Source organism: Bifidobacterium sp. LH_491 (assembly GCF_056356495.1).
This window is the reverse complement of record NZ_JBKEUI010000001.1, coordinates 1,262,219-1,285,566: the sequence shown is the minus strand read 5'-3', so window position 1 is coordinate 1,285,566 and position 23,348 is coordinate 1,262,219. Positions and strand designations below refer to the sequence as shown.

Here is a 23,348-nt window from a genome sequence, read left to right as displayed (position 1 = left end):
TTCATATTTTTCAGGAGAGAAAATGCAAATCGCAAATCCTGTGCTCCCTGGTTTCGACGCCGATCCGTCGATGATTCGTGTGGGGGATACCTATTACATCGCTAATTCCACGTTCGATTGGTTTCCGGGCGTGCGGCTTCATGAGTCCAAGGACATGGTTCATTGGAATTTGCTTCCGGGGCCGTTGTCTCGTGTGTCTCAGTTGAATGCGCGGGGCAATCCTTCGTCCGGCGGCATTTGGGCGCCTGACCTCTCGTATGCCGATGGAAAGTTTTGGCTGGTGTATACCGATGTGAAGATTGTTAACGGTGCGTTTAAGGATTGCACCAACTATCTGATCACCGCCGATGACATTCGCGGACCGTGGAGCGATCCGATTCGACTCAATGGTGTGGGCTTTGACGCAAGTCTGTTCCACGATGACGATGGTCGCAAATATTTGGTGCAGCAGACGTGGGACTTCCGTGAATATCATCATGGTTTCGACGGGATCACGCTGACCGAGTTCGACGCATCGACCATGCGGCTGCGGCCGGAAACGGCCCGCACCATTTGGCGTGGTACGGAGGTCAAGTTGGTTGAGGGACCGCACCTGTACAAGATCAACGGTTATTATTATCTGTTCGCGGCCGAGGGCGGTACGGTGTATACGCACCAGGAGTCCGTGGCGCGCTCCCGTTCGTTGGATGCGTTGTCTTTCGAAGGCATGCCGAACAATCCCTTTATCGGCAATTACGATACGCCCGATAGCTACCTGCAGAAGCAGGGACATGGCGCGTTGGTGGATACGCCTTCTGGCGAATGGTATTATGCTTCGCTCTGCGCGCGTCCGTGGCATCATGATACCGAGCCGGATCGCGACCCTCGAGGCTGGTGCACGCTTGGTCGTGAGACGTCCATTCAAAAGGTGGAATGGACCGAAGGCGGCTGGCCGTATGTCGTTGGAGGCCATGGTGGACAGCGGTATGTGCCTGCTCCCAAGGATGCCATTGAGACGCAGGCGCCTACGGATCATAGCCAGCATGATGATTTCCAATCCGATTCGCTTGGGTTGGATTGGAATACGTTGCGTGTGCCGTTCGATGAGACGATGGGACATGTGGGTGGCGGCGCGTTGGAACTGCGAGGCCAGGGATCGTTGTGCAATCTCTTTGACCTGTCGTTGGTGGCTCGCCGTTGGCAGGCTTTCAACTTTGATGCGCAGGTTGCGGTGGAGTTCGATCCGAAGAACTACAATCAGATGGCTGGCTTGACCAACTACTACAACGACCTGTGCTGGTCGTGGGTGTTCGTTACGTGGGATGAGCAACGGGCGTGCCGGGTCATTGAAGTCGCTCAGAATGACTTCCATTCTTACACGTCGTTCCTGCGGGAGCGTGCCGTGGTGGTACCTGATGATGTTGCGCAGGTATGGCTGCGTACCAAGGTGCGTACGCAGACCTACGGCTATGAATATTCATTCGACGGTCAGCAATGGCATGATTTGGGCGTGACCTTGGATGCCAAGATTCTGTCTGATGACTATGTCAACCAGCGCTACGGTGGTTTCTTTACCGGGGCTTTTGTCGGCATGGCCGCCGTGGATTTGTCGGGCTACGACGCTCGCGCACGGTTCACTTCGTTCGACTATCGCGAACTACCCGACAACGAGTAGTTTGATCCGTTTGGGGCCGCCGATGCAGGCGGCCCCAATAACAATAAAAATGCAAGGTACATCAAGGAGTACAACGATGACGTTTACATACCATGTGAAGCCTTCGGGCAATGACACCTGGCGTGGTGATGCCGAGCATCCGTTCGCTACGATTTCTCAGGCGGCTCGCGTGGCAGCTCCGGGTGACACCGTGGTGGTGCATGAAGGCGTCTACCGGGAACAGGTCGATCCGTTGCATGGCGGTGTGAGCGAGCGCGAGCGGATCGTGTATTGCGCCGCCGAAGGCGAAGGTAGGCCGGTGGTCAAGGGCTCCGAGCCGGTGAGCGGCTGGGTTAAGGACCCGTCGCATGCGGGAGTCTGGTCGGTGACGTTGCCGGCGTCCTTCTTCGGATCGTTCAACCCGTTTGACACGATTATTTTTGGCGACTGGCTGGAGCAGCCGAAACGTGGCGTGGAGCCAGACAAGCATCTGGGCGATGTGTATCTCAATGGTCGGTCGTTCTTTGAAGCGACTGACTTGGAACAAGTGTATGCGCCGCAGGCGCGCGAAGTGGACGAGGACTTTGCGTTGAAGGTTCCGTGTCCGATTCTTGATGCGGATCGTACGCGTTACGTGTGGCATGCGCGGGTTGATCGCGAGACTGGCGAAACGACTATTTGGGCGAATTTCCATGAAGCGGATCCGAATGAGGAGCTGGTGGAAGTCAGTGTGCGCCGTGCCTGTTTCTTCCCGTCGAGGAACCACATCAATTACATTACGGTTCGTGGTTTTGAAATGGCGCAGGCCACCGGTGATTGGGCTCCGCCGACTTCTCAGCAGTGGGGCATGGTTGGTCCGAATTGGTCCTATGGCTGGATTATCGAAGATAACGTGTTGCATGACGCCAAGTTCTCGGCGGTGTCCTTAGGCAAAGAAATCTCCACCGGAGACAACGAATGGGCGAAAACCGACAGGAAGACCGGTTACCAGTATCAGCTCGAAGCGGTGTTCAAGGCTCGCCGCATCGGTTGGGAACGCGGCCTTATCGGTGGCCATATCGTGCGCAACAACGATATTTACGATTGCGGACAGAATGGCATCGTCGGCCATATGGGTTCTGCGTTCTGCCGTATTGAACATAACCACGTGCATCGCATTGCGTTGAAGCGTGAGTTCTTCGGTTGGGAAGTTGCGGGGATTAAGTTCCATGCCGCATTGGATACGGTTATCGAGCACAACAACATTCACGATTGTTCCTTGGGCATGTGGATGGATTGGCAGACGCAAGGCACACGCATCACACGCAATGTCTTCCACCGCAATGTGCGCGACCTGATGATCGAAGTCAGCCATGGGCCGTATCTGGTGGACAACAATCTGTTCCTGTCTTCGGTGATGTTCCAGAACTGGTCCCAAGGCGGCGCGTTCGTCAACAACCTGATTTGCGGAGCCATAGAGCCGCATACGGTTCCCGATCGTTCCACGCCGTATCATTATCCGCATACGACGGAGGTCGCGGGATGCGCCGTGGTTTCCGGCGGTGATGAGCGCTATCTGCATAATCTGTTCGCTCCGCAGCCGGTCAAGCCGTGGGTAGGCGAATATGGGTTGGCGTCCTATGCGGAGTATCCTGCGTCGATGCCGGAATATTTGGAGCGTCAACGTGCCATGTGGGCCGATCCGTCGCAAGGCGGCGGTGAGCGCAATCCGTTGCAAGCGCTGTATGCGGCGGGCAACGTATATACCGGCCAGGCGGCGCCTGCGGGCGAGCGTACCGATCGAGGACGTCAGGATACTGGCTTCTTCGGTGGGGATGATGCGTCTGAAATCATGGAACCTGCTTCGATGCCGGTATCGCTGTCCGAACGGGAGGACGGCTGGTATCTGGTATGCGACGTTCCTGAGTCGGTGGCACGTCACACGGCTGTGGCGGTTACCTCGCAGGTGCTTGGCACGCCTCGCATCGTCGAGGAATGCTATGAAGATGCGAATGGCGAGCCGTATGTACTTAACGTTGACATAACTGGTAAGCGGAGCGAGGGGGAGCGTATCGCCGGTGCGCTTGTCGATCTGCGTGCCGGACACAATGAGATTTGCGTGTGGCGCTGATCGATTGGTTGGCGCGGTTTCCGTTGCGCGGCAGGATGGGTTCCCGTGGCGCAACGGAAACCGTGAAATGGAAGTAGCACGATACGGAGGGTGGTATGTCGTTGACATCGATGTTCGCGCAGTGCGGATATGAGCCGGAGGAGATTGCGCGGCGTGTGGATCGCGTGTGGTACGAGATGTTCGAAGGTCCCGACAAAATCTACTGGGAGAACGACGAAGGCCTTGGCTACGTCATGGACACAGGTAATGATGATGTGCGTACCGAGGGCATGTCGTATGCGATGATGCTGGCGGTGCAGTATGACCGGCATGACGTGTTCGACAAGCTCTGGGGATGGGTCATGCGACATATGTATATGGATCAGGGCGTGCATCGGCATTATTTCGCATGGTCGGTGTCTGCGGATGGCGTGCCCAACTCCGACGGGCCCGCGCCCGATGGCGAGGAATACTTTGCCATGGCCTTATTCCTGGCTTCGCGTAGGTGGGGCGAAGGGGAGGGCATCTTTGCGTATGCGCGGCATGCCCGCGAGCTCCTGCATTATTGTGTGCATCAAGGCGAGGATGGCGTGGGGTATCCCATGTGGAATGCCGACAATCATCTGATCAAGTTCATTCCCGAAACGGAATGGACCGATCCGTCCTACCATCTTCCTCATTTTTACGAAGTGTTTGCGCAGGAGGCTAATGAGGAGGATCGTCCTTTCTGGCGGGCGGCTGCCGCGGCCAGCCGTCGATTCCTTGGCAAGGCTTGCGACCCGCATACGGGTATGAACCCGGAATACGCCAACTACGACGGCACGCCTCATGTGAGCAACCGTGGGCATTGGCGGTTCTACTCAGATGCCTACCGCACCGCGGCGAACATCGGATTGGACTGTCTGTGGAATGGGCCCGATGCGACGTTGTGCGCGGCAGTGGCCCGCTTGCAGCGCTTCTTCTTGGAACATGATCGGACCAGTGTGTACGAAGTGGATGGAACCGCCGTGGGCGAAACGGTGTTGCATCCCGTGGGATTCCTGGCGGCGACTGCTCAAGGGACTCTGGCTTCGAGCTGCGTGGACGACGATCGGGTTCGGGCTGACGTCATCACGTGGGTGCGGATGCTATGGGACACGCCCATGCGTGTCGGCAAGCGTCGTTATTACGACAATTTCCTCTACGCGTTTGCGTTCCTGGCATTAAGCGGCAGGTATCGGTATTTTGCCTCCGTTGACGAGTGACATAGGGAGTGTCGATGAGCGAAGCATTGATGTTGGGCGCGTTGTTTGCTGATGGATGCGTACTGCAGCAAGAGCGTCCGGTTGCCATCTGGGGCATGGGAAGACCGACTGCGGAAATATTGGTGCAGGTAGGTGATGCGTCGGCTCGGTGCGTGGCCGATGATCGTGGCCATTGGCGGGTTTGCTTACAGGCATTGCCGGCCGGAGGTCCGTTTGCCATGCGTGTGAGCGACGGCATATCCCTGCAACAGCGGGAAGTATATGTCGGTGAAGTATTGGTATGCGCCGGTCAGTCGAATATGGAATTTACGATGTTCGATGTTCGGCATCGTTACTCACGCGAGTGGGAAAAGAATGATGTCCTGCTTCGGCATTGCAAGGTTCCTGTTGCCTTTGATTTTCACCAAGAGCGCGATTGGCTCGATGAGGTGCGCTGGTTCGGCGCGAGTCATGACCATCTGGGTGAGTTTAGTGCAATCGGTTATTGGGTCGGGTGTTTGATACGCCAGTGGCTGCATGTTCCCGTGGGTATTCTCAACATCAGTCTGGGTGGTTCGCCTATCGAATCCTGGATGAGTGAGGGGACCTTGAGAAGCATAGCTCCACAATCATTGCAAGAGTTGGCCCCCTATCGTGACGATGCTGAACTGGAACGCCGCGTGGCACATGGTCTTTCCCAAGTGCAGGAATGGTATGACGAATTGCATCTAGCTGAGTCCGATGCCATGGCGTTGTCGCACGATGCGCGATGGTCATGGCGGTCGATTCATCTACCGAGCGTATTGTGCGAATCGGGTGATGTCGAGCTGCGGGAACTGAGGGGTGCGGTGTATTTGCGGCGTGAGATTTCATTGCCGCAATACGTGCAGGGCTGCCCCGGACTGCTTACGCTGGGCACCATGGTGGACTCGGATGTGACGTTCGTCAATGGTGTTCGTGTCGGTGAAAGTGCCCATCAGTATGTATCTCGCGAGTATGAGATTCCGGCGGGCGTGCTGCATGCGGGGAACAACGAAATTCTTGTTCGGCTGGTTTGCGAGCGCGGTACGGGGAGAGTGACTCCAGGCAAGCGCCTGTCGCTTGTCGTTGATGGCGAAACCTATGATTTGGAAGGCACGTGGTCATATGCCATAGGTGCACGTGCGACAACGATTCGCGAACATCGGACCAGCGTTCCGGGTGGGTTGCCTGCCGAGGTCGCTTGGGTGCAGGACTGCGACTGTCCTGGGCAGGACTTCGCGCAATGGCGTCCGGTCGGATTGTATAACGCGATGCTTGCTCCATGCGCTGGGTATGGTGTGCGCTGCGTATTGTGGTATCAGGGCGAATCCAACACCGGTAATGGGGCGAAGCGATATGGCGACCTATTGAAGGCCATGATTGGTGATTGGCGGTCGGCCTGGCAGCAGGACGATTTGCCATTCTTGATTGTGCAACTGCCGATTTTCTCCATCGATAGCGTCGAAGACGGCGGATGGGCCATAGTGCGTGATTGCCAACAGCGTGTGGCGAATGAGGTTGATGGCGTAACCACTGTGGTGACGCTTGATGCGGGCGAATGGAACGATTTGCACCCCACTAACAAACGTTTGGTGGCACAGCGATTGTTCACTGCCATGCGTCGTTCGGTCTACGGAGATGTATCCCTTGCGCAAGCTCCGTATGTTTCGTGCGTCCGCTACGAACATGGGACGATCGCATTGGAGTTCGCCGACGGAAGTGACGATTGTGTGTTGCGAACCATTGACGGCAAGGCATTGGGAGAATTCACGTTGGTTTGGGAAGATGGTTCGTCCTCAAAGGTCCCGGCATTCTTGCAGGGGCATACGGTGACCATTCCCGTGCGAGGCAGGCGTCCCGAACAGGTGCGATACGCCTGGAGCAATGCGCCCACGGATGGATTGCTGTACGGCAGTTCGGGTTTGCTGGTCGCTCCATGTGAAGTACGTGTACCGTCAGGTGAACCGTCTGAGACTGTCATGCGGTGAGGCATTGTCAGCAACGTGGAAAAGGAAAGAGGAAGGTAAGTATTATGGCTGAATATCATGTGTCGACTATTGGTGATGATGGGAATATCGGAGATGCATTGCATCCGTTGAGAACCATTTCGCGTGCTGCCGTGCTGGCGCGGCCGGGGGATGTGGTGACGGTTCACGAAGGCACGTACCGGGAGTCAGTGGATCCTGCATATGGAGGCGAGAGCGATAGCTGTCGTATCGTCTATCAAGGTGCGGACGGAGAGTGTAAGCCGGTCATTAAGGGATCTGAGAGAGTAAGCAATTGGATTCGCGATGAGGCTCATCCCGGTGTGTGGAAGACGATGTTTGCCAAGGAATATTTCGGTGGATTCAATCCGTTCGCCGAACCGATTTTTGGGGATTGGCTGGACGTGCCTAAACCTGGCGTTGACCCGGTCAAGCATCTTGGCGATGTGTACTTGTGTGGAGAGCCTCTGTATGAGGTGACGTCTTTGGATGAACTCTACGCACCGCAGCGCAGGGAAACGATTGATGATTATGACATTGGCGTGGAATGCGCCATCGAGAATCCTGATATGACGCAGTTCGTATGGTTTGCGCAAGTGGATGAAATTAGCGGCGATACTACCGTATGGGCGAATTTTCAACATCGGAACCCTAATGAGGAGCTGGTCGAAGTGAGCGTTCGCCAGACTTGCTTCTTCCCGAGCCGGCATCATCGCAATTACATTACCGTACGGAATTTCGAGATGTGCCAGGCTGCTACCAATTGGGCGCCGCCGACCTCTCATCAGATGGGCATGATTGGTCCTAACTGGGCGTTGAGCTGGATTATTGAAGACAACGTGTTGCATCATGCCAAGTTCTCGGCGGTCTGTCTTGGAAAGGAAGAGGACACCGGAGAAAACGAGCACAGCCTTACCGGACGCAAGCAGGGATATCAGTATCAGCTCGAGGCGGTGTTCAAAGCGCGTCGCATCGGTTGGCAAAAGGGCTATGTCGGGTCGCACATTGTCCGCAATAATGAAATTCATCATTGCGGACAGAATGGTGTGGTCGGGCATCTGGGCTGCATTGACAGTCAGGTGATCGGAAACGATATTCACCATATCGGTGTGCGGCGTGAATTCTACGGATATGAGATTGCCGGAATCAAGTTCCATGCCGCCATTGATGCGGTTATCGCCAAGAATGATGTGCATGATTGCTCGTTGGGCATGTGGCTCGATTGGCAAGCTCAGGGCGTGCGCATATCCTCTAATGTATTTCATGACAATGTTAGAGACATGATGTTCGAGGTGACGCATGGTCCGTTATTGGTGGATAGCAATGTTTTCGCCTCGCCCATTACGTGGGATGATTTTTCGCAAGGCTCCGCGTTCGTCAACAATCTCATCTGCGGTTCGTTCACACTGCATCAAGTGCTGAAGCGTTCCACGCCGTACCATTATCCGCATAGCACTGAAGTTGCTGGCACCACGGTGGTTTCGGGAGGTGACGAGCGCTTCTACGGTAATATATTCGCTCCTCAAACGCAGAGGGTCGAGCGGGGAAGTTTCGGATTGTCGCAATACGAATCGAATCCGGCGACATTGCGTGAATACAATGATCGGCTGGGCTCGATGTGGGCCACCATGCCCGAAGACGAAGAAGAGAAATACACGTGGCAGCCTATTTATGCGGCCAACAATGTGCACGCTTCGGGTCTTGAGAGCGCGTCTGTCGAACGTGACGGGGTGTTGTTGCCGGAACCGCTGTCCATCCGCATCGAAGAACGGGAGGATGGTTGTCATCTGCTATGCGAGGTGCCGCAATCCTTTGCGGGGCTTTCGAATCCTGTCGTGACTACGGATGATCTCGGACAGCCGCGTGTGGTTGAGGAGCGGTATGAGCATCCTGACGGGACGCCGTATGTTCTTGATACCGATATGGAGGGCGTTGTCGCTGAGCGGGTCCGTGTCCCAGGGCCTTTGCAGGCGTTGAGGCCTGGTATCTGCGACATTTGTGTGTTCAAGCGCCGTTAGATGATGTTCGATCAAGGATGGTTCGGTGGGGCTCGATAGGGCGCCCCGCCGGTGCCGTCCGTGAGGAGAGATCGGAGAAGTATGGAATTTCGTTACACTTGTCGATCGCTGGACGATGCCACGAAAAAATACGAGGTGTGTGACGGCAAGCCTTTGTCGGTGCGCGAGGAACTTGTGGAGGGTGATGGTTCCGCGGCAAGGCCCTTCCAATACGCCATCTATGTGAGCAATAATGCCGATGCTGCCTGGAGCGGCGTGGTGCATATCGAGTTGGTGTTGCGCGATAAGCATCCACGTTTCTTGCTTCCTGGATTCATGTATGGGTGGAATCGGGGAGAAGTCCCCGTTGATGGACGCGACTATCCGCGGTTGAGTCCATGGGCCGAAGGCAAACCGTTGTCGACGTGGTGGATGGAGAGTGCCGATCGGCTTGCGTATCCGTGTGCGCTGGCGTATGACGATGGCGCGGTTCGTGGCTTGGCGGGTAGGCCGGTGACTGAGCTTGGCATGTCGGGCTTTACCTGCGCATTCGGCGCTTCGGTGGGATATACCTTGGGTTATGAGGAAGCTCCTTGGGTATTTGTCGCTGCGGATGATATGCGCGACCGTGAGCCGTTGGGGGCGGCCAATGTGATCACTATCGGAGTTGGGCAAACGGTTTGCGTGAAGGTGGATGTGTTCGACTATGCGGCGGATTGCGAACGTGGCTATGCGGATGCGTTGGAAACCGTGTATTGGCGTTATCGCCAGCCTTGCCGTGCAGTTGGCGGCGTTGAGGAGGCGATACGGGATCTGAGTGCGGCGGTTCGGGATTACGCGTGGTTGCCGGATAAGCACATGTACGCGGGTTTCGTTTTTGATGACATGGGCGAGGAAAAGAACACGGTCCGCGATCTTGGGTCGATTTCATGGACCAATGGACTTTCTGTCGCGGTGCCTATGCTGCAGGCCGCACTCGGACGGTCAGATGACGTATTGAGAGCCCAAGCGCTCGATTGCATTCAGCACATAGTGGATTGCTCGATGAATCCCGATAGTGGGCTTCCCTATGATGCGGTAAACGATAACGAGTGGTTGTTGCGTGGATGGTGGGCGTCGTGTCTGCCCGAACCCGGACATTCCTCGTATCTCGTAGGGCAGGCGTTGTATTACATTCTTCAGGCGTACGAGGCGGAACAGCGAGCTTGCGGTGCGACGCATGATGATTGGCTGGCGTTCGTGTCCCGCGTGATTTCGGTATTGGAAGCGTCGAAAAATGGCGATGGGGAATATCCCTACGTGTTTTCAGGGCAAAGCGGGGACGGTTTGGACTACAACTCCTTTGCCGGGGCCTGGTGCATGGCTGCCGTGGCCTATTACGATGTGGTGACGGGCACTCGCGAACATTTGGCATCGTTGCTGGCGTCGCAGGAATGGTATCGTAAGGCGTATATCGATCGCATGGAATGCTACGGTGCGCCGCTCGACGTGAAGAAAGCCGTCGATTCGGAGGGCGTGCTGGCATACATCAAGGCTATGCGTAGGCTGCACGAGATGACTGGCGAAGACCGCATGCTGACATACCTGCGTCATGCTTTGGACTATGAGTTCAGCTTTACATTCTGTTGGAACACGCCGGTGTCCACGCCGCCATTGAGCACCGTAGGGTGGACGAGTTGCGGGGGTGGCGTGACTTCGGTATGCAATCCGCATATCCATCCCATGTCCAGCAACGTGATTGGTGATATGCTCTATTATCTGCAACACCGGCAGGACGACGACTATGTGCGGGCTCGAGTGGACGACATGATTGCTTGGAGCTGCCAGACGTACAACCGATATGATCGCGAATACGATTATGGGCGGCGGGGCTGGATGTCGGAACGCTTCTGCTATTCGAGGGGATTGCTTCATGAGCGATACCCCGATGGGTCCGCCGCAAGTACGTGGTTTGCTCTTATGCCCTGGGCGGTCGGAGCGATTGTCGATGGACTCAATGCCGTGTTTTCCGGGTCGTCGTTGGGGGACTATAGAAGACACAAGTAAGCGTGTCGCTGGCTTCATGCCATGTGCCGGGGGCTATGGTTGCTGGTGGATGACAAGGAGGTTTTCATGATGGTTCCTGACAATCCATATTCGATGGTGGTGATTGGTGACGGTTGGCGCGGCGAGTTTTTCTGTCGCGTGGCGCAGGCCGTGCCGCAATGGTTGCAGGTGAGCGCCGTGGTGGGGCATCATAGCGATCGGCTGGAGCGTTTGGCGAAGACATATGGTGTTCGCGTCGGCGCGGATATGGCGGTGTTGGATGAGGTACCGTCTGATTTCGTGTCCGTGGCTGTCTCATGGTCGGCGACGCCCGGTCTAGCCGTGGATTTGGCGAAGCGCGGCAAGTACGTGTTATGTGAGACTCCGCCCGCTCCGGATATGGAGGGCTTGCGTCGTCTCTGGGACGAGACGCATGATTGTCGCGAGCTGATTCAGATCGGCGAACAGTATTACCGCATGCCTGGGCATGCGTCACGATTGGCTGTGTTGCGTCAAGGCGCATTGAGCACCGTGAATAGTGTGCAAATCGCTTCGACTCACCTGTATCATGCGGTGTCGCTGATGCGGTGTTATTTGGGAATCGGGCGCGTGGCGGCTACGGTGAATGCTCGTGTGTTTACGTCGCCGATGATCAATCCGCTACAGCGTGATGGCTGGACAGTTGATCCTGAGCCGGAGCCGATTGCCTCGACGTTGGCGACGGTGGATTTTGGTGATGGCCGGTACGGTGTGTATGACTTCGTGGACAACCAGTGGTGGAATCCGTTGCTGTCGCGTCGCGTGGTGGTGCGTGCGAGTTTGGGTGAGATGGTTGATGACACGGTATTGCGTTGGGTTGACGGTACGCCGGTTACTTCGCATATCGAATATCGTCGTTTGGGCCGTGACATGAATCTTGAGGGCAATGAGGTTGCTTCGGCGAGCTTTGACGGGAATGTGGTGTATCGCAACCCATTGCCAGGCGGACGTTTGTCCGAAGATGATCTGGCGGTTGCCGATCATTTGGTGGCTATGGGTCGGTATGCGCGGGGCGAAGGCGATGCCATCTACTCGTTGGCCGACGGCATGCACGATCATGCCATCGGATTGGCGATTGAAGCGTCGGTGCGTAGCGGGCAGGATGTACGCGTCGAAGACGAGCCGTGGATGGCGTAGCCGCGGGGAGCGGTAAGGGGCTTGCTTGGTGACTGCGGCGGGCCTCTTACCGATCTGTGCTGGTGTCATGTGGGGTTGGTTGCTCGTTAGGGTTGAGCGTGCAGGTGGAGTTTGGCGAACATGTCCTCCAGAATGAATCGGCTATCGACGCTGTCGTAGATGCGAATGAGCGGCCTGTCGGCGCTGAAGCTACTGGTGCTGTTGTGGTGAATGACAGGTGCCGGGGCATAGTGGAATGTGCCGCAATCTGGCTTGATGGCTATTCCGACTGCCGGCGAGTCGCCAAGCGACCATGATTCGCCTGATGTCCACCATGAATACGGTCCTTCGTTGTAGGCGGTGAGATTGGTGAATAGGAAATCGCCGATGGGGCCGGTGCCGCTGAGACGCCATTGCAGTTCGGCGATGCTGATATGCATGGTTCGGTACACGGTGTAGGGGACGAGCCACAGGTCCGCTCCGCTGGATAGGACGATATTGGCGGCGGTGACGTCGTTGCCGGAATTGAATTCGCGAATTGGTGTTTCCTTTTGATTGACGAGCTGTGTGCCAATCCAAATGATATGAAGACGGGGGATGATGGAGGGCTGTTGCTGTATCGCCGCGGCGACGTTGGTGATGGCGCCTAGACAGAGGATGTAGAGAGGGTGCGGGTCGTCGCGTTGTGCTTCGTAGATGATGGCTTGTGATGCGGCGGAGAGCAAAATGTGATTTACATGTGGAGCGCCGTCCGTGTTGGGGTCGAGTGGGGTCGTGGAGCCTTGCAGTACGGGGACGCTGCTGTCGAGCAATGTGGTTATGCGCAATGCCGTACGGTAGCTACGTTCCATGCTGCCTTCTTCGTTGAAGTGTTCCGCGCATATTCCTTTGACGATGAATTTGGGGGTCAGTAGGGCATGCGTGATGGCGAAGGGGTCGTCTGCCTCGCAGTCGGCATCGGTGTCGATGATGACTCGGATGCGTTTATCATCGGTGATGGAGAACCTATAGGTCATGTTGTTTCCTTTTTTGATAATGGGGTTCTGGGGTGTTGTTGTGGCGTGGCGTCGTCGCCCGCCTATTAGTTTTTTCAATAAACTATTATACTTCGGAAAATCACGAGTATCGGGAAGGCTCGGGTATATCAATAGGTGATGTCGATGTTTGGATGCTGTTGGTGAGAACCTTTGCCGGAAGTTCGCCAAGTACGCTCCAGTCCAGAGGGAAGTCTTCGCCTATAGTGGAGACATGGAACACACAGCGCAGTCAAGCAAACATGTCAACAACCAGGCGTACGCAATGGACGGTCATGTGGTGGAAGCGCAGGCGTTTGCCAGCGTTGACGAACATCGCGTGCAGTTGCGTGACCGATCGCTCTATGTCATCGACGGACAAGGCATCATCGCCGACATCATCGTTTCCGGCAATGAGCGTTATGAGGACGTACGCACGCAGGCCGCACGCCTGGGACGCCTGACTTCCTTGACCGACGGGCAGTATGTGCTGCCCGGATTCACCGATCTGCATGTGCATGCGCCGCAGTGGGTTCAGGATGGCACGGCTTTGGACGAGCCGTTGGAACGCTGGCTGAACAAGTACACGTTCCCGACGGAATCACGCTTCGGCGATCCCGCCTTCGCCGACAAAGCCCATCGGCATTTGGTGCGGGCGTTGCTGGCGCATGGCACCACGAGCGTACTGTACTACGACACCATTTACCGTGAATCGTCCGAGAACCTAGCGCGGGTATGCGCCGACATGGGACAGCGTGCGTTCGTGGGCAAAGTGGTTATGGATCATCCCGAGGCAAACCCGTCATATTATCGCGAGGAAACGGATAAGGCGCTCGCCGATACGGAGGCGTTTGTCGAAGCGGTACGCGGCATGAGTGCCGATCGTTTGGTGCAGCCGGTGGTGACGCCGCGTTTCATTCCTAGTTGCACTGACGAGGCGTTGCGTGGTTTGGGTGATATTGCGGCCCGCTACGATTGCGCCGTGCAATCGCATTGTTCGGAAAGTGATTGGGAGCATGGCGAGGCGCTGCGTCGTTACGGCCGTAGCGACACGGAGTCGTTGGACGGTTTCGGTTTGTTGACGGACAAAACCGTGATGCATCACTGTGTGTTCCTTTCGCCGTCCGATGCGGCGTTGTTTGCGAGCCGTGGCGCTTCGGTGGCGCATTGCCCGCTGTCGAACGTGTATTTCGGCAGTACGGTCGCGCCGGTTCGTCGATATCGTGAACATGGCGTGAACGTTGGATTGGGTACGGATATTTCCGGCGGGTATGATCCGAGCATCTATGGCATGATTCGCATGGCCGGCGTGATGGGGCGCATGTTGGAGCAGGGCGTGGATGCCCGCGTGCCGGTTGAGCGTCGCGGCGTGCCCGGTAGTGTGATTACGGTTGACGAGGCGTTTTGGATGGCGACGGTCGGAGGCGCTCAAGCATTGGGCGTCAACGCCGGCTCGTTGCAGGTCGGACAATACTGGGATGCGCAGTTGGTGGATGTGCATGCTCCTGGCGCGGACCTGCCGATATTCGACGACGATTTGGCTTCGCATGATGTGTTCCAGAAATTGGTGAATCTGGTTTCGCCGGCGAACATTCGTGCCGTATGGGTTCAGGGGCGGTTGGTGCACGGCGACCTGCTGTCGGAGTAAAGCGGTTCGTCTCGCCGCTGGACGGCATCATTCATGAGGTCCCGCCGAATGCCTGCGATGGCACTTGGCGGGACCTCATATGTTGTTGACTTTCATGCGGTCGTGATATCGGCGATGGTCGCATGATCCCCATGCGTCAGGCGCGCGCCTTCACGTATGCTTCGTACACATGCGGCGTGGGCTCGCCGGTTTGCGTGCCTTCGAGCGTCAGCGACCATGTGGGCGGCTCGTCCTCGCCGGACAATACCCAGGCGGCTTGGCGTGCGGCGCCGATGGCCACATATTCGTCGGTTGCGGGGAGAGTGACGTCCAGTCCCAATATCGACGGGGCGAGTGTGCGCACGGCTGCGGATTTGGCGCCGCCGCCAATGAGCAGCACGCGATCGATGGTGGCTCCCAACGAGCGAATGAGCTCAAGACAATCGCGTTGCGAGCACAGCAGTCCCTCGACAAACGCACGGGCGATATTGGCCTTTGTCGTGTTGCGCAGCGTCAGTCCGGATAATGTGGCGGTTGCGTTGGGGCGGTTCGGGGTGCGTTCGCCGTCGAAGTAGGGCACTAGTGTGATGCCCTCGGCTCCAGGCTTCGACGCGAATGCCAGTTGCGCCAATTCGTCGTAGTCGACGTTGAGTGCGGCGCGTGCGGCGTCAAGAATGCGCGAGCCATTGATGGTGCATGCCAACGGTAGGTAGTGTCCGGTGCAGTCAGCGAATCCGGATACCGATCCGGTCAGATCGTAAGTCGGATGCTGGGAGATGGCGGCTGCCACACCCGAAGTGCCGAGGGATATGGACACGTCGCCGACGGACATGCCAAGTCCTAGCGATGCCATGGCATTGTCGCCGCCGCCGGGTGCGATGATGCATCCGCCTTCGACGTTGGCTCCCGCATACGCGGCGTCGGCGCGCACCGGTGCCGCGGCGTGGGGGGCGAGTACGGTGGGCAGGATGATGTCGTGGCGTCCGAGCGCTAGATCGAGCAGGTCTTCGCGATAGGTGTTGTGGGCGGCGTCGAAATACAGCGTGCCCGATGCGTCGGAGCGGTCGGTGAACAGCGCTTCGAGATGGGCGTCCTGCCCTTCGTCGACGGGGCCGTAGCCGGCGATGCGCCAGCTGAGCCAGTCGTGCGGCAGGCATACCGCGGCGATGCGCGCGGCGTTGTGCGGCTCATGGTCGGCGACCCATTTGAGTTTGGTTAAGGTGTAGGAGGCTACGGGGGAGGAGCCTACGGCTTTGACCCAGCGTTGTTTGCCCCGCTCGATGATGTCGTCGGGTTCGTCGTCTTGGGCGGGCGCTGCGCCGAGCATGGTGATGAGTTCGTCTGCCTGGGGGGCGGAGCTGGTGTCATTCCATAGCATGGCGTCGCGGATGACTCGTCCTTGCCGGTCGAGGATGACCATGCCGTGCTGTTGGCCGCCGACGGCTAGCGCCGCAACGTCGTCGAGTCCGCCGGCTTGTGCGGCTGCCTCCTGGAAGGCTTGCCACCAGTACTTCGGGTCGATGGTGGTGCCGTCGGGATGCTTGGCCTGCCCGAATCGGACGAGTGCTCCGGTTGCCGCGTCGGTGACGCGAACTTTGCAGGATTGGGTCGAGGTGTCGATGCCTGCAACGAGCGTGCTGACCATGAAGGCCTCCTTGCCGTGGTTGGTGGCGTGGCAACGTTGTACCCACTGCGCACCACAGCCACATGGATAGTTAGATGAATGAACTATAATGCTCAGTGTAGCATTGTTTCCACAAGCGCATTACCGTGCGTCGTACCGAAACCAGCAGGAGGCTTGTTATGCCAGCGTTACGCAGCATCAACCAGGATGATTTGCGCAACCATAACCTATCGGTTGTGCTCGATACGTTGCTGCGTGCCGACGAGCCCATGAGCCGGGCCGATCTCGCCAAAGCGACCGGGCTTACCAAAGCCACCATGTCGCTGTTGGTGTCGCTGTTATTGGACAATGGCATATTGCAAGAGGGGGAGCCCGCCGCGCAATCCACCTATGGAAGACCGAGCACGCCATTGCAAATTCGCGCAGGAGCCATATGCTCGTTGGGTTTGCAAGTGAATACCGACGGATACGGCGTATGTGTGGTGGATCTCAATGGTGCGGTAGTCGCCGAGCGTTGGATCGAAGCCAATATGACCAATGCCGACGCTCCGTACGTGTTCCACGAACTCAATATGCTTGCGCAGGAGTGCGAACACGAGGCTCTCGCCCATAACATGAGGCTCGTTGGCGCGGCGCTGGCTCTGCCGGGTTTGGTCACCGGCAACATGCAATTGCTGATGGCGAGGAACTTGGGGTGGGAACGTCTTGATCTCACTTCTTTCGACGTGGTGAGACGCTTGGACGCGTGCGCTGGCAATGAAGCCAACATGGCGGCGTTGGCGCAAATTCCCGGGTATGCTACACGGCGGCAAGGCAAAGGCATCGTTGAGCCCACCGATTCGTTCATTTACCTGTCCACTGACGTAGGTATTGGCGGTGCTGTCGTTCAACGTGGCGCTGTATTGAGCGGCGAGCACGGATTTGGTGGAGAATTGGGGCATGTTTCCGTGGATATGAGGGGACCGGTATGTCGTTGTGGCCGACGTGGATGTCTGGAAGTATATGCGGGACGCCGAGCCATGGTGGAATCCGCGGGTATCGCCAGCGGTAGCGCCGCGGCGACGAGGGATGCGTTGAACGAATTGTTGTCACGTTGGCATCACGGTGATGCCAAGGCTTTGGCCGTGGTGGATCATGCCATCGAGGCAATGGTGTCAGTCATGGCTTCCACGATTAACGCGTTTGATGTCGATACGGTGATATTGGGCGGTTTGTGGGCGCGTATGGAGCCGGAATTCGCGCAGCGTATGGAGCATATGGTCCGCCCTCAGGTATTGGGATATCCGCGAACGCAGGCGAGGGTGTTGATCTCCCAGGTTACCGCGCGGCCGGCATTGCTCGGCGCTTCCTATATGGGAATGCGCAGGTTCCTTGACGATCCCTTGCGTTTTCTTGCCCAGAATTGATGGCGTTGACTGGAGGGGTTTGGGCCATGACATGGTGACTCAGGTCGTAGCGGCACATGCGCTGGTACAGTGGCTTGTGCGCTTCCGCCCGCGTCGCACAGGTCAAGAAGCGCACCTAAACGGTATGTGCTGTGTGCGACTTGATTCAAGGAGTTCCCATGTCTTCCTCGTCTCATGATATGTATTCGTCTACCACTGATATGGTTCGTTTTCGCTGGACCACGGCCGACATTGCGGTTGCAGCCGCGTTGGGCGTGGCGTGCGGCGTGGTGTTCTGGGGCTTCAATTTTGCGTATGCGTGGCTGTCGCCGATTCTAGGGGCTATCCTGCCCGGCGTGGCTAGTGTGCTGCATGCGTTGTGGTATTTTTCAGGCACGTTGGCCATGCTGATTGTGCGCAAACCAGGTTCGGCATTGATGGTGAATGTGGTCGGCGGCTTGGCCGAAATGGTGTTGGGCAATCAGTATGCGGTTGGCTTTGTGTTGATTTCGGCGATGTTGCAGGGGGTGTTTGCGGAGCTACCGTTTGCACTGGCGCGATACCGGGTGTTCAATCTGCCGATGGCCGTTGCTTCCGGAGCGTTGACGGGATTGGAATATGGCGTGTATTTGATGCTGTTCCGCTATCAAGGCGTAGCGTTTTTCAGCCCGCGTGGCATAGTGCACATGATCAGCGAGATTATTGGTGGCGTACTGATTGCTGGCGTCATGAGCTGGTTCTTGTATGTGGGCGTTGCGCGCACCGGAGCGTTGGATCGATTCGCCTCCGGCAGGGCCGTGCGTGGTCAAGTCGACTAACATGCGGCGTGTACGTGCGCGTGTTGTCAGGATGTTTGCTACACTAACCACGTCGGCCTGTTGGTCGATGTGGGGCTGTAGCTCAGTCGGTTAGAGCAGCGGACTCATAATCCGTCGGTCCTGGGTTCAAGCCCCAGCGGCCCTACCAGCTGTCCGCCGTCGCCGTCCGTGGCGTCGGCGGTTTTTCATTCCCGCGCAGATCGCGCTGAGATGTGTGTAGTTCGTCCGTGCCGTCTCGTACAATGTCACAGGTTTCGGTTCACGCCTGCCATCGGGGCATGGCGACCCGAGTCCCCCGAATTCCTTAGGAGACACCATGAAGCAGGGTATTCATCCCGATTATCATGCCGTGCAGATTACCTGCTCGTGCGGCAACACCTTCGTCACCCGTTCTACCGCCGATACGCAGGCCATGACGGTTGACGTGTGCTCGAAGTGCCACCCCTTCTACACCGGCAAGCAGAAGATTCTCGACACCGGTGGTCGTGTGGCTCGCTTCGAGAAGCGCTACGGCAAGAAGACCAAGTAACTGTGGTGCGCCAGTCTCACGGGGCAATGTTGGTTCCGTGGACTGGCGTTTTTGTATCGTAAAGGATGATTATGGCGGACGAACAATTCCCTGCCGCGCAGACCGCGCTTGACGAGTATCGGAGTCTTGAGGAGCAGATGGGTGATCCGCAAACCGCGGCCAACCCTGAGGCCATGCGCAAGCTGGGCCGTCGCCATGCCGAACTTGGCTCGATTGTGAGTGCCTACCAGACGTATCTGCAGGTGCGCGACGATTTGCAGGCCGCGCAGGAAATGGCGTCGGAGGATCCGGAGTTTGCGCAGGAGGCGAAGCGTTTGCAAGAGCAGCTGCCTGTGGTTGAGGAGAAGCTGCGTAATGCGTTGATTCCGCGCGATCCGGACGATGCCCGTGACACCATTATGGAAATTAAGGCGGGTACGGGCGGCGAGGAGGCCGCTTTGTTCGCCGGCGACTTGTTGCGTATGTACATGCGGTATGCGGAGAAGCGTGGTTGGGCCACCGTCATTCAAAGCGAAAATCGTACTGAATTGGGCGGTATCAAGGATGTGCAGGTGGCGATTCGTGCCAAGGGCACGCCGTCTCCCGAAGAAGGGGTGTGGGCGAGCTTGAAATATGAGGGTGGCGTGCATCGTGTGCAGCGCATTCCCGTGACCGAATCGCAGGGACGCATCCAAACTTCGGCCGCCGGCGTCATTGTGTTCCCGGAAGCCGATGATGACAATGACGAGATCGAAATCGATCCGAAGGATCTGAAGATCGATATCTTCATGAGCTCCGGTCCTGGTGGCCAGTCGGTGAACACGACCTATTCCGCGGTGCGTATGACGCATATTCCCACGGGCATTGTGGTGAGCATGCAGGATGAGAAATCGCAGATTCAAAACCGTGCCGCTGCGTTGCGCGTGCTCAAATCGCGTCTGTTGGCGATGAAGCATGAGCAGGAGGCTGCGGAAGCTGCCGACATGCGTCATTCCCAGGTGCGTTCGCTGGATCGTTCGGAACGCATTCGCACCTACAATTTCCCGGAAAACCGCATTGTTGACCACCGTACGAACTATAAGGCGTACAACCTCGATCAGGTGTTGGACGGCGATTTGCAAGCGGTGATCGACAGCGATATCCAAGCGGATGAGGCGGAGCGTCTTGCCAACCAGCAGTAGCGGCTGTGTCCATGACGGGGACGGCCATGCGTGGTGCGATCCGCATGCGTCGTTGCGTGTTGCCGTAACGCAGGCGGCGACGATGCTGCGGGACGCCGGCGTGGAGGTGCCCGAACATGATGCCGCGGTGCTGTTCGCCCACGTGTTGGGCGGCACGCTGGCTGACCTGCGCACCGGTATGGCGATGGGACGCACCATGGCCGAATATGGTGCGCAGGTGTCGTCCATGGAGGGCTTGCAACATGACGAATCTGCCGCTGCGACAATGTTGTCCGAGGTGGTTCGTCGGCGCTGCGCACGTGAGCCATTGCAGCATATTGTTGGCCATGCGCCGTTCCGTTATCTTGATGTGGCGGTTGGTCCGGGCGTGTTCGTGCCTCGTCCGGAAACGGAAATGGCCGTTGATCTTGCGCTGGATTGGATAGGTGAGCAGTCGTTGGAAGCGCCCTGTGTGGTGGATTATTGCGCGGGCAGCGGTGTGATCGGGCTTTCCGTGGCCGTGGAATGTGCGCATAGCGAGGTATGGGCCGTGGAACTCAGCGATGAGGCGTTGCCGTGGACCCGGCGTAACGCCGAGCGTGTGGCTGACTCCCATCCGTCGGTGCGGGGCCGATACCATCTGGTGCAGGGTGATGCGTTGGCTCCCGATACCTTGGGCGAGTTGCGCGGCAAGGTGGATGTTGTGGTGACGAATCCGCCGTATGTTCCCAATAGTGCCGTTCCCGAGCAGCCGGAAGTGCGGTTGTATGATCCGGCGATGGCGCTGTACGGCGGTTCCGATGACGGTCTGCTGTTCCCCGAACGGTTGATGGTCCGTGCGGCCTCGATGCTGCGTCTGGGAGGACTGTTGGTTATGGAGCACGATATCAGTCAGGGCGAGGCTTTGGTTTCGTGGGCGCTGGAGCATGGTTTTGCGCGGGCGCATACCGTTGCCGATTGGGCGGGTCGGCCGCGATTTGTGGTGGCATGCCGTCGTATGTCGTGTGGATGAGCGCGTCGTCTCCTGCCTGCGATTGACGGTCGGTCGTGGACGGGCGGACTCGCGCGGACGGGCTGTTGGCCGGGCTTACGTTGCCAAGGATGTTTTGTACAATGGCACTCGGTGCCGCTGGATGCGGTGCGGAATACGGAGGATGACATGGTCGCGGTTCGTGGCGTTGATGACGAGACGTTGGCGTTGGCGGCGTCCGTCATACGTAAAGGCGGTGTGATCGTCATACCGACTGACACGGTGTATGGTGTGGCGTGTGATCCGCGTAATGAGGCGGCCGTCGAGCGCTTGTTCGCCGTCAAGCATCGTCCGCGTGAAAAATCCTTGCAGGTGTTGATGTCGTGTGTGGATGATGCAGCCGCATTGGCGCTGACGTTGCCGTCTCCTTTGGACGTGTTGTCCCATGCGTTGCTGCCGGGCGGTTTGTCGCCTATTGCCGTGGCAGGTCGGGAATGTTCTTTGGTGACGACCGCGGTCAATGAGCGTGGCGAGCGCACACAGGGTGTTCGTGTGCCGAATTGTCCGGCGCTGTTGCGGGTGTTGGCGGTGACCGGTCCGTTGGCGGCGTCGAGCGCCAATTTGTCCGGCGGTGTCAGTGCGCAGTGTGTTGAGGAGGCGGTGCGCGCTTTCGGCGACTCGGTTGACTTGTATATTGATGACGGGCCTACGCGCAGCCATGTGCCCAGCACGGTGGTGATGGCGGATGCGACGGCGCCGCGGGGCGTGCGTGTGTTGCGCGAGGGCGTGTTGGAGCGTGCGGTTATCGATCGCGTGCTGGATGCGGATGATGCTGGTATTGCCGTTGGCGTTCCCGCTGGTGCGGATGCCGCGCGTAGGGGCGGTGTCGAGGGCGTGTGTCGAGAGCGCGGACGGATGGAGGCGCAGGCATGAGGGTGTATTTGTTCATCGCGGCGATTGCCGGCGGTGTGACGTGGTTGCTGACGCCGCTGATTCGTCATCTGGCGATTCGTATCGGTGCGGTGGGTAAGGTGCGCGCCCGTGATGTGCACACGGTGCCCACACCGCGTATGGGCGGGGTGGCGATGCTGCTGGGATTTACGGTGTCGATGCTGTTCGCCAGTCAGATTCCGTTTATTTCCAACTTGTTCGTGAGCACGCATCAGCCGTGGGTGATTCTTGCGGGTGCGTGGATGATTTGTCTGTTGGGCGTGGCCGATGATTTGTGGGATCTGGACTGGATGCTGAAAATGTCGGGACAGTTGTTGATCTCTGTGTTTGTGGCATGGGGCGGTTTGCAGATTATTTCATTGCCGTTGGGGTCGTTGGTTACGGCGTCGCCCAGCCTGTCGGTGGCGATTACGGCGTTTTTGATTGTGGCGTCGATTAATGCCGTGAATTTCGTCGATGGCCTGGATGGCTTGGCTTCCGGCATCGTGGCGATCGGAGGCATTGCGTTCGCCATATATTCGTATGTGATCGCGCGTTCGTCGCCGTCGTATGCATCGCTGGCGACATTGATTGATGTGGCACTGGTGGGCATATGCGCAGGGTTTATCCTGCATAATTGGCACCCGGCGAAGTTGTTTATGGGCGATTCCGGTTCCATGCTGCTTGGGTATCTCATTACGTGCGCGTCGATTGTGATGACGGGACGTTTGGACCCGGCTTCCATCCATACCAGTATTTATCTGCCGGTGTTCATGCCGATTTTGCTGCCGGTGTTGGTGTTGTTCCTGCCGGTGTTGGATATGTGCATGGCGATTGTGCGCCGCTTGAGCAAAGGGCAGTCTCCGATGCATCCCGATCGCATGCATTTGCATCATCGTATGCTGCGCATCGGCCATTCGGTACCGGGGGCGGTACTGACGCTATGGGCGTGGGCTGCGTTGATTTCTTTTGGCTCGTTGATGATTCTGTTTTTTCAGGCGCAGTATGTGGCGATTGGTTTTGCCGTGGCGGTGGTGGTGTTGTCGGGGGTGACGCTGATGCCGTATATGCGTCACCGCATTCCGGAGATTCGCGAGGAGAATGCGGCTTCGAAGCGGGGGCATCATTCGTCAGGTCGCGAGGGGCGTTAGCGTTCGTGCGGTTGCGCCGATTCGCCGGAACGTC

17 protein-coding genes and 1 tRNA gene are annotated in these 23,348 nt (G+C 57.6%); 16 read left to right on the top strand and 2 right to left on the bottom strand.

Going from position 1 to position 23,348, the window contains the following annotated elements; genetic code table 11:
• Positions 1 to 22: 22 nt before the first annotated feature.
• From AC1AWK_RS04910 to AC1AWK_RS04880, 7 genes are all read left to right on the top strand, one after another.
• The gene (locus AC1AWK_RS04910; protein ID WP_476568615.1) at positions 23 to 1,654 is read left to right on the top strand and encodes a glycoside hydrolase family 43 protein; all 1,632 of its coding nucleotides are present in this window, start codon (positions 23 to 25) and stop codon (positions 1,652 to 1,654) included.
• 76 nt (positions 1,655 to 1,730) lie between these two features.
• Positions 1,731 to 3,743 (top strand): right-handed parallel beta-helix repeat-containing protein, encoded by a 2,013-nt coding sequence (locus tag AC1AWK_RS04905; RefSeq protein WP_476568613.1) that lies wholly within the window; start codon positions 1,731 to 1,733, stop codon positions 3,741 to 3,743.
• 95 nt (positions 3,744 to 3,838) lie between these two features.
• On the top strand, positions 3,839 to 4,966 hold the full coding sequence (locus AC1AWK_RS04900) for a family 8 glycosyl hydrolase (RefSeq protein WP_476568611.1): 1,128 nt from the start codon (positions 3,839 to 3,841) through the stop codon (positions 4,964 to 4,966).
• 14 nt (positions 4,967 to 4,980) lie between these two features.
• Positions 4,981 to 6,954: a sialate O-acetylesterase gene (locus AC1AWK_RS04895; protein ID WP_476568609.1), complete on the top strand. Its 1,974-nt coding sequence runs from the start codon at positions 4,981 to 4,983 to the stop codon at positions 6,952 to 6,954.
• Positions 6,955 to 6,998: 44 nt separating this feature from the next.
• A complete protein-coding gene (locus AC1AWK_RS04890; protein ID WP_476568607.1) occupies positions 6,999 to 8,969 on the top strand; it encodes a right-handed parallel beta-helix repeat-containing protein in 1,971 nt (656 codons plus the stop codon).
• A gap of 81 nt (positions 8,970 to 9,050) precedes the next feature.
• Entirely contained in the window at positions 9,051 to 10,994 is a 1,944-nt protein-coding gene (locus tag AC1AWK_RS04885) for a hypothetical protein (RefSeq protein WP_476568605.1), read from the top strand.
• 66 nt (positions 10,995 to 11,060) lie between these two features.
• A complete protein-coding gene (locus AC1AWK_RS04880) occupies positions 11,061 to 12,149 on the top strand; it encodes a Gfo/Idh/MocA family oxidoreductase (RefSeq protein ID WP_476568603.1) in 1,089 nt (362 codons plus the stop codon).
• A gap of 86 nt (positions 12,150 to 12,235) precedes the next feature.
• Here the strand turns inward: AC1AWK_RS04880 and AC1AWK_RS04875 are convergent, their stop codons facing one another.
• Positions 12,236 to 13,144 (bottom strand): nucleoside hydrolase, encoded by a 909-nt coding sequence (locus tag AC1AWK_RS04875; RefSeq protein WP_476568601.1) that lies wholly within the window; start codon positions 13,142 to 13,144, stop codon positions 12,236 to 12,238.
• Between the two features lie 232 nt (positions 13,145 to 13,376).
• On the opposite strand from AC1AWK_RS04875, the gene guaD reads away from it, so the two are divergent.
• Complete coding sequence (gene guaD, locus AC1AWK_RS04870; RefSeq protein ID WP_476568599.1) at positions 13,377 to 14,789, top strand: guanine deaminase; 1,413 nt, start codon at positions 13,377 to 13,379, stop codon at positions 14,787 to 14,789.
• A gap of 136 nt (positions 14,790 to 14,925) precedes the next feature.
• On the opposite strand, the gene AC1AWK_RS04865 is transcribed toward guaD, so the two are convergent.
• Positions 14,926 to 16,413: a xylulokinase gene (locus AC1AWK_RS04865; RefSeq protein ID WP_476568596.1), complete on the bottom strand. Its 1,488-nt coding sequence runs from the start codon at positions 16,411 to 16,413 to the stop codon at positions 14,926 to 14,928.
• Between the two features lie 158 nt (positions 16,414 to 16,571).
• On the opposite strand from AC1AWK_RS04865, the gene AC1AWK_RS04860 reads away from it, so the two are divergent.
• The 8 genes from AC1AWK_RS04860 (at position 16,572) to AC1AWK_RS04825 (ending at position 23,314) form a co-directional block, all read left to right on the top strand.
• On the top strand, positions 16,572 to 17,798 hold the full coding sequence (locus AC1AWK_RS04860) for an ROK family protein (protein WP_476568594.1): 1,227 nt from the start codon (positions 16,572 to 16,574) through the stop codon (positions 17,796 to 17,798).
• Positions 17,799 to 17,977: 179 nt separating this feature from the next.
• On the top strand, positions 17,978 to 18,595 hold the full coding sequence (locus tag AC1AWK_RS04855; RefSeq protein WP_476569625.1) for an ECF transporter S component: 618 nt from the start codon (positions 17,978 to 17,980) through the stop codon (positions 18,593 to 18,595).
• 71 nt (positions 18,596 to 18,666) lie between these two features.
• Positions 18,667 to 18,743: transfer RNA gene (locus AC1AWK_RS04850), tRNA-Ile, on the top strand.
• Positions 18,744 to 18,911: 168 nt separating this feature from the next.
• Positions 18,912 to 19,124: a 50S ribosomal protein L31 gene (rpmE, locus tag AC1AWK_RS04845; RefSeq protein WP_476568592.1), complete on the top strand. Its 213-nt coding sequence runs from the start codon at positions 18,912 to 18,914 to the stop codon at positions 19,122 to 19,124.
• A 71-nt stretch (positions 19,125 to 19,195) separates the two neighbouring features.
• Positions 19,196 to 20,284 carry a peptide chain release factor 1 gene (prfA, locus tag AC1AWK_RS04840; RefSeq protein WP_476568590.1) on the top strand — a complete coding sequence of 363 codons (1,089 nt, stop codon included), beginning with the start codon at positions 19,196 to 19,198 and terminating at the stop codon, positions 20,282 to 20,284.
• Positions 20,285 to 20,336: 52 nt separating this feature from the next.
• Positions 20,337 to 21,275, top strand: coding sequence for a peptide chain release factor N(5)-glutamine methyltransferase (gene prmC, locus AC1AWK_RS04835; protein ID WP_476569623.1), 939 nt, complete (start codon positions 20,337 to 20,339; stop codon positions 21,273 to 21,275).
• Between the two features lie 147 nt (positions 21,276 to 21,422).
• Positions 21,423 to 22,166 (top strand): L-threonylcarbamoyladenylate synthase, encoded by a 744-nt coding sequence (locus tag AC1AWK_RS04830; protein WP_476568588.1) that lies wholly within the window; start codon positions 21,423 to 21,425, stop codon positions 22,164 to 22,166.
• The gene (locus tag AC1AWK_RS04825; protein WP_476568586.1) at positions 22,163 to 23,314 is read left to right on the top strand and encodes a glycosyltransferase family 4 protein; all 1,152 of its coding nucleotides are present in this window, start codon (positions 22,163 to 22,165) and stop codon (positions 23,312 to 23,314) included. The genes AC1AWK_RS04830 and AC1AWK_RS04825 overlap by 4 nt, the downstream gene beginning before the upstream one ends.
• The last annotated feature ends 34 nt before the right edge of the window (positions 23,315 to 23,348 follow it).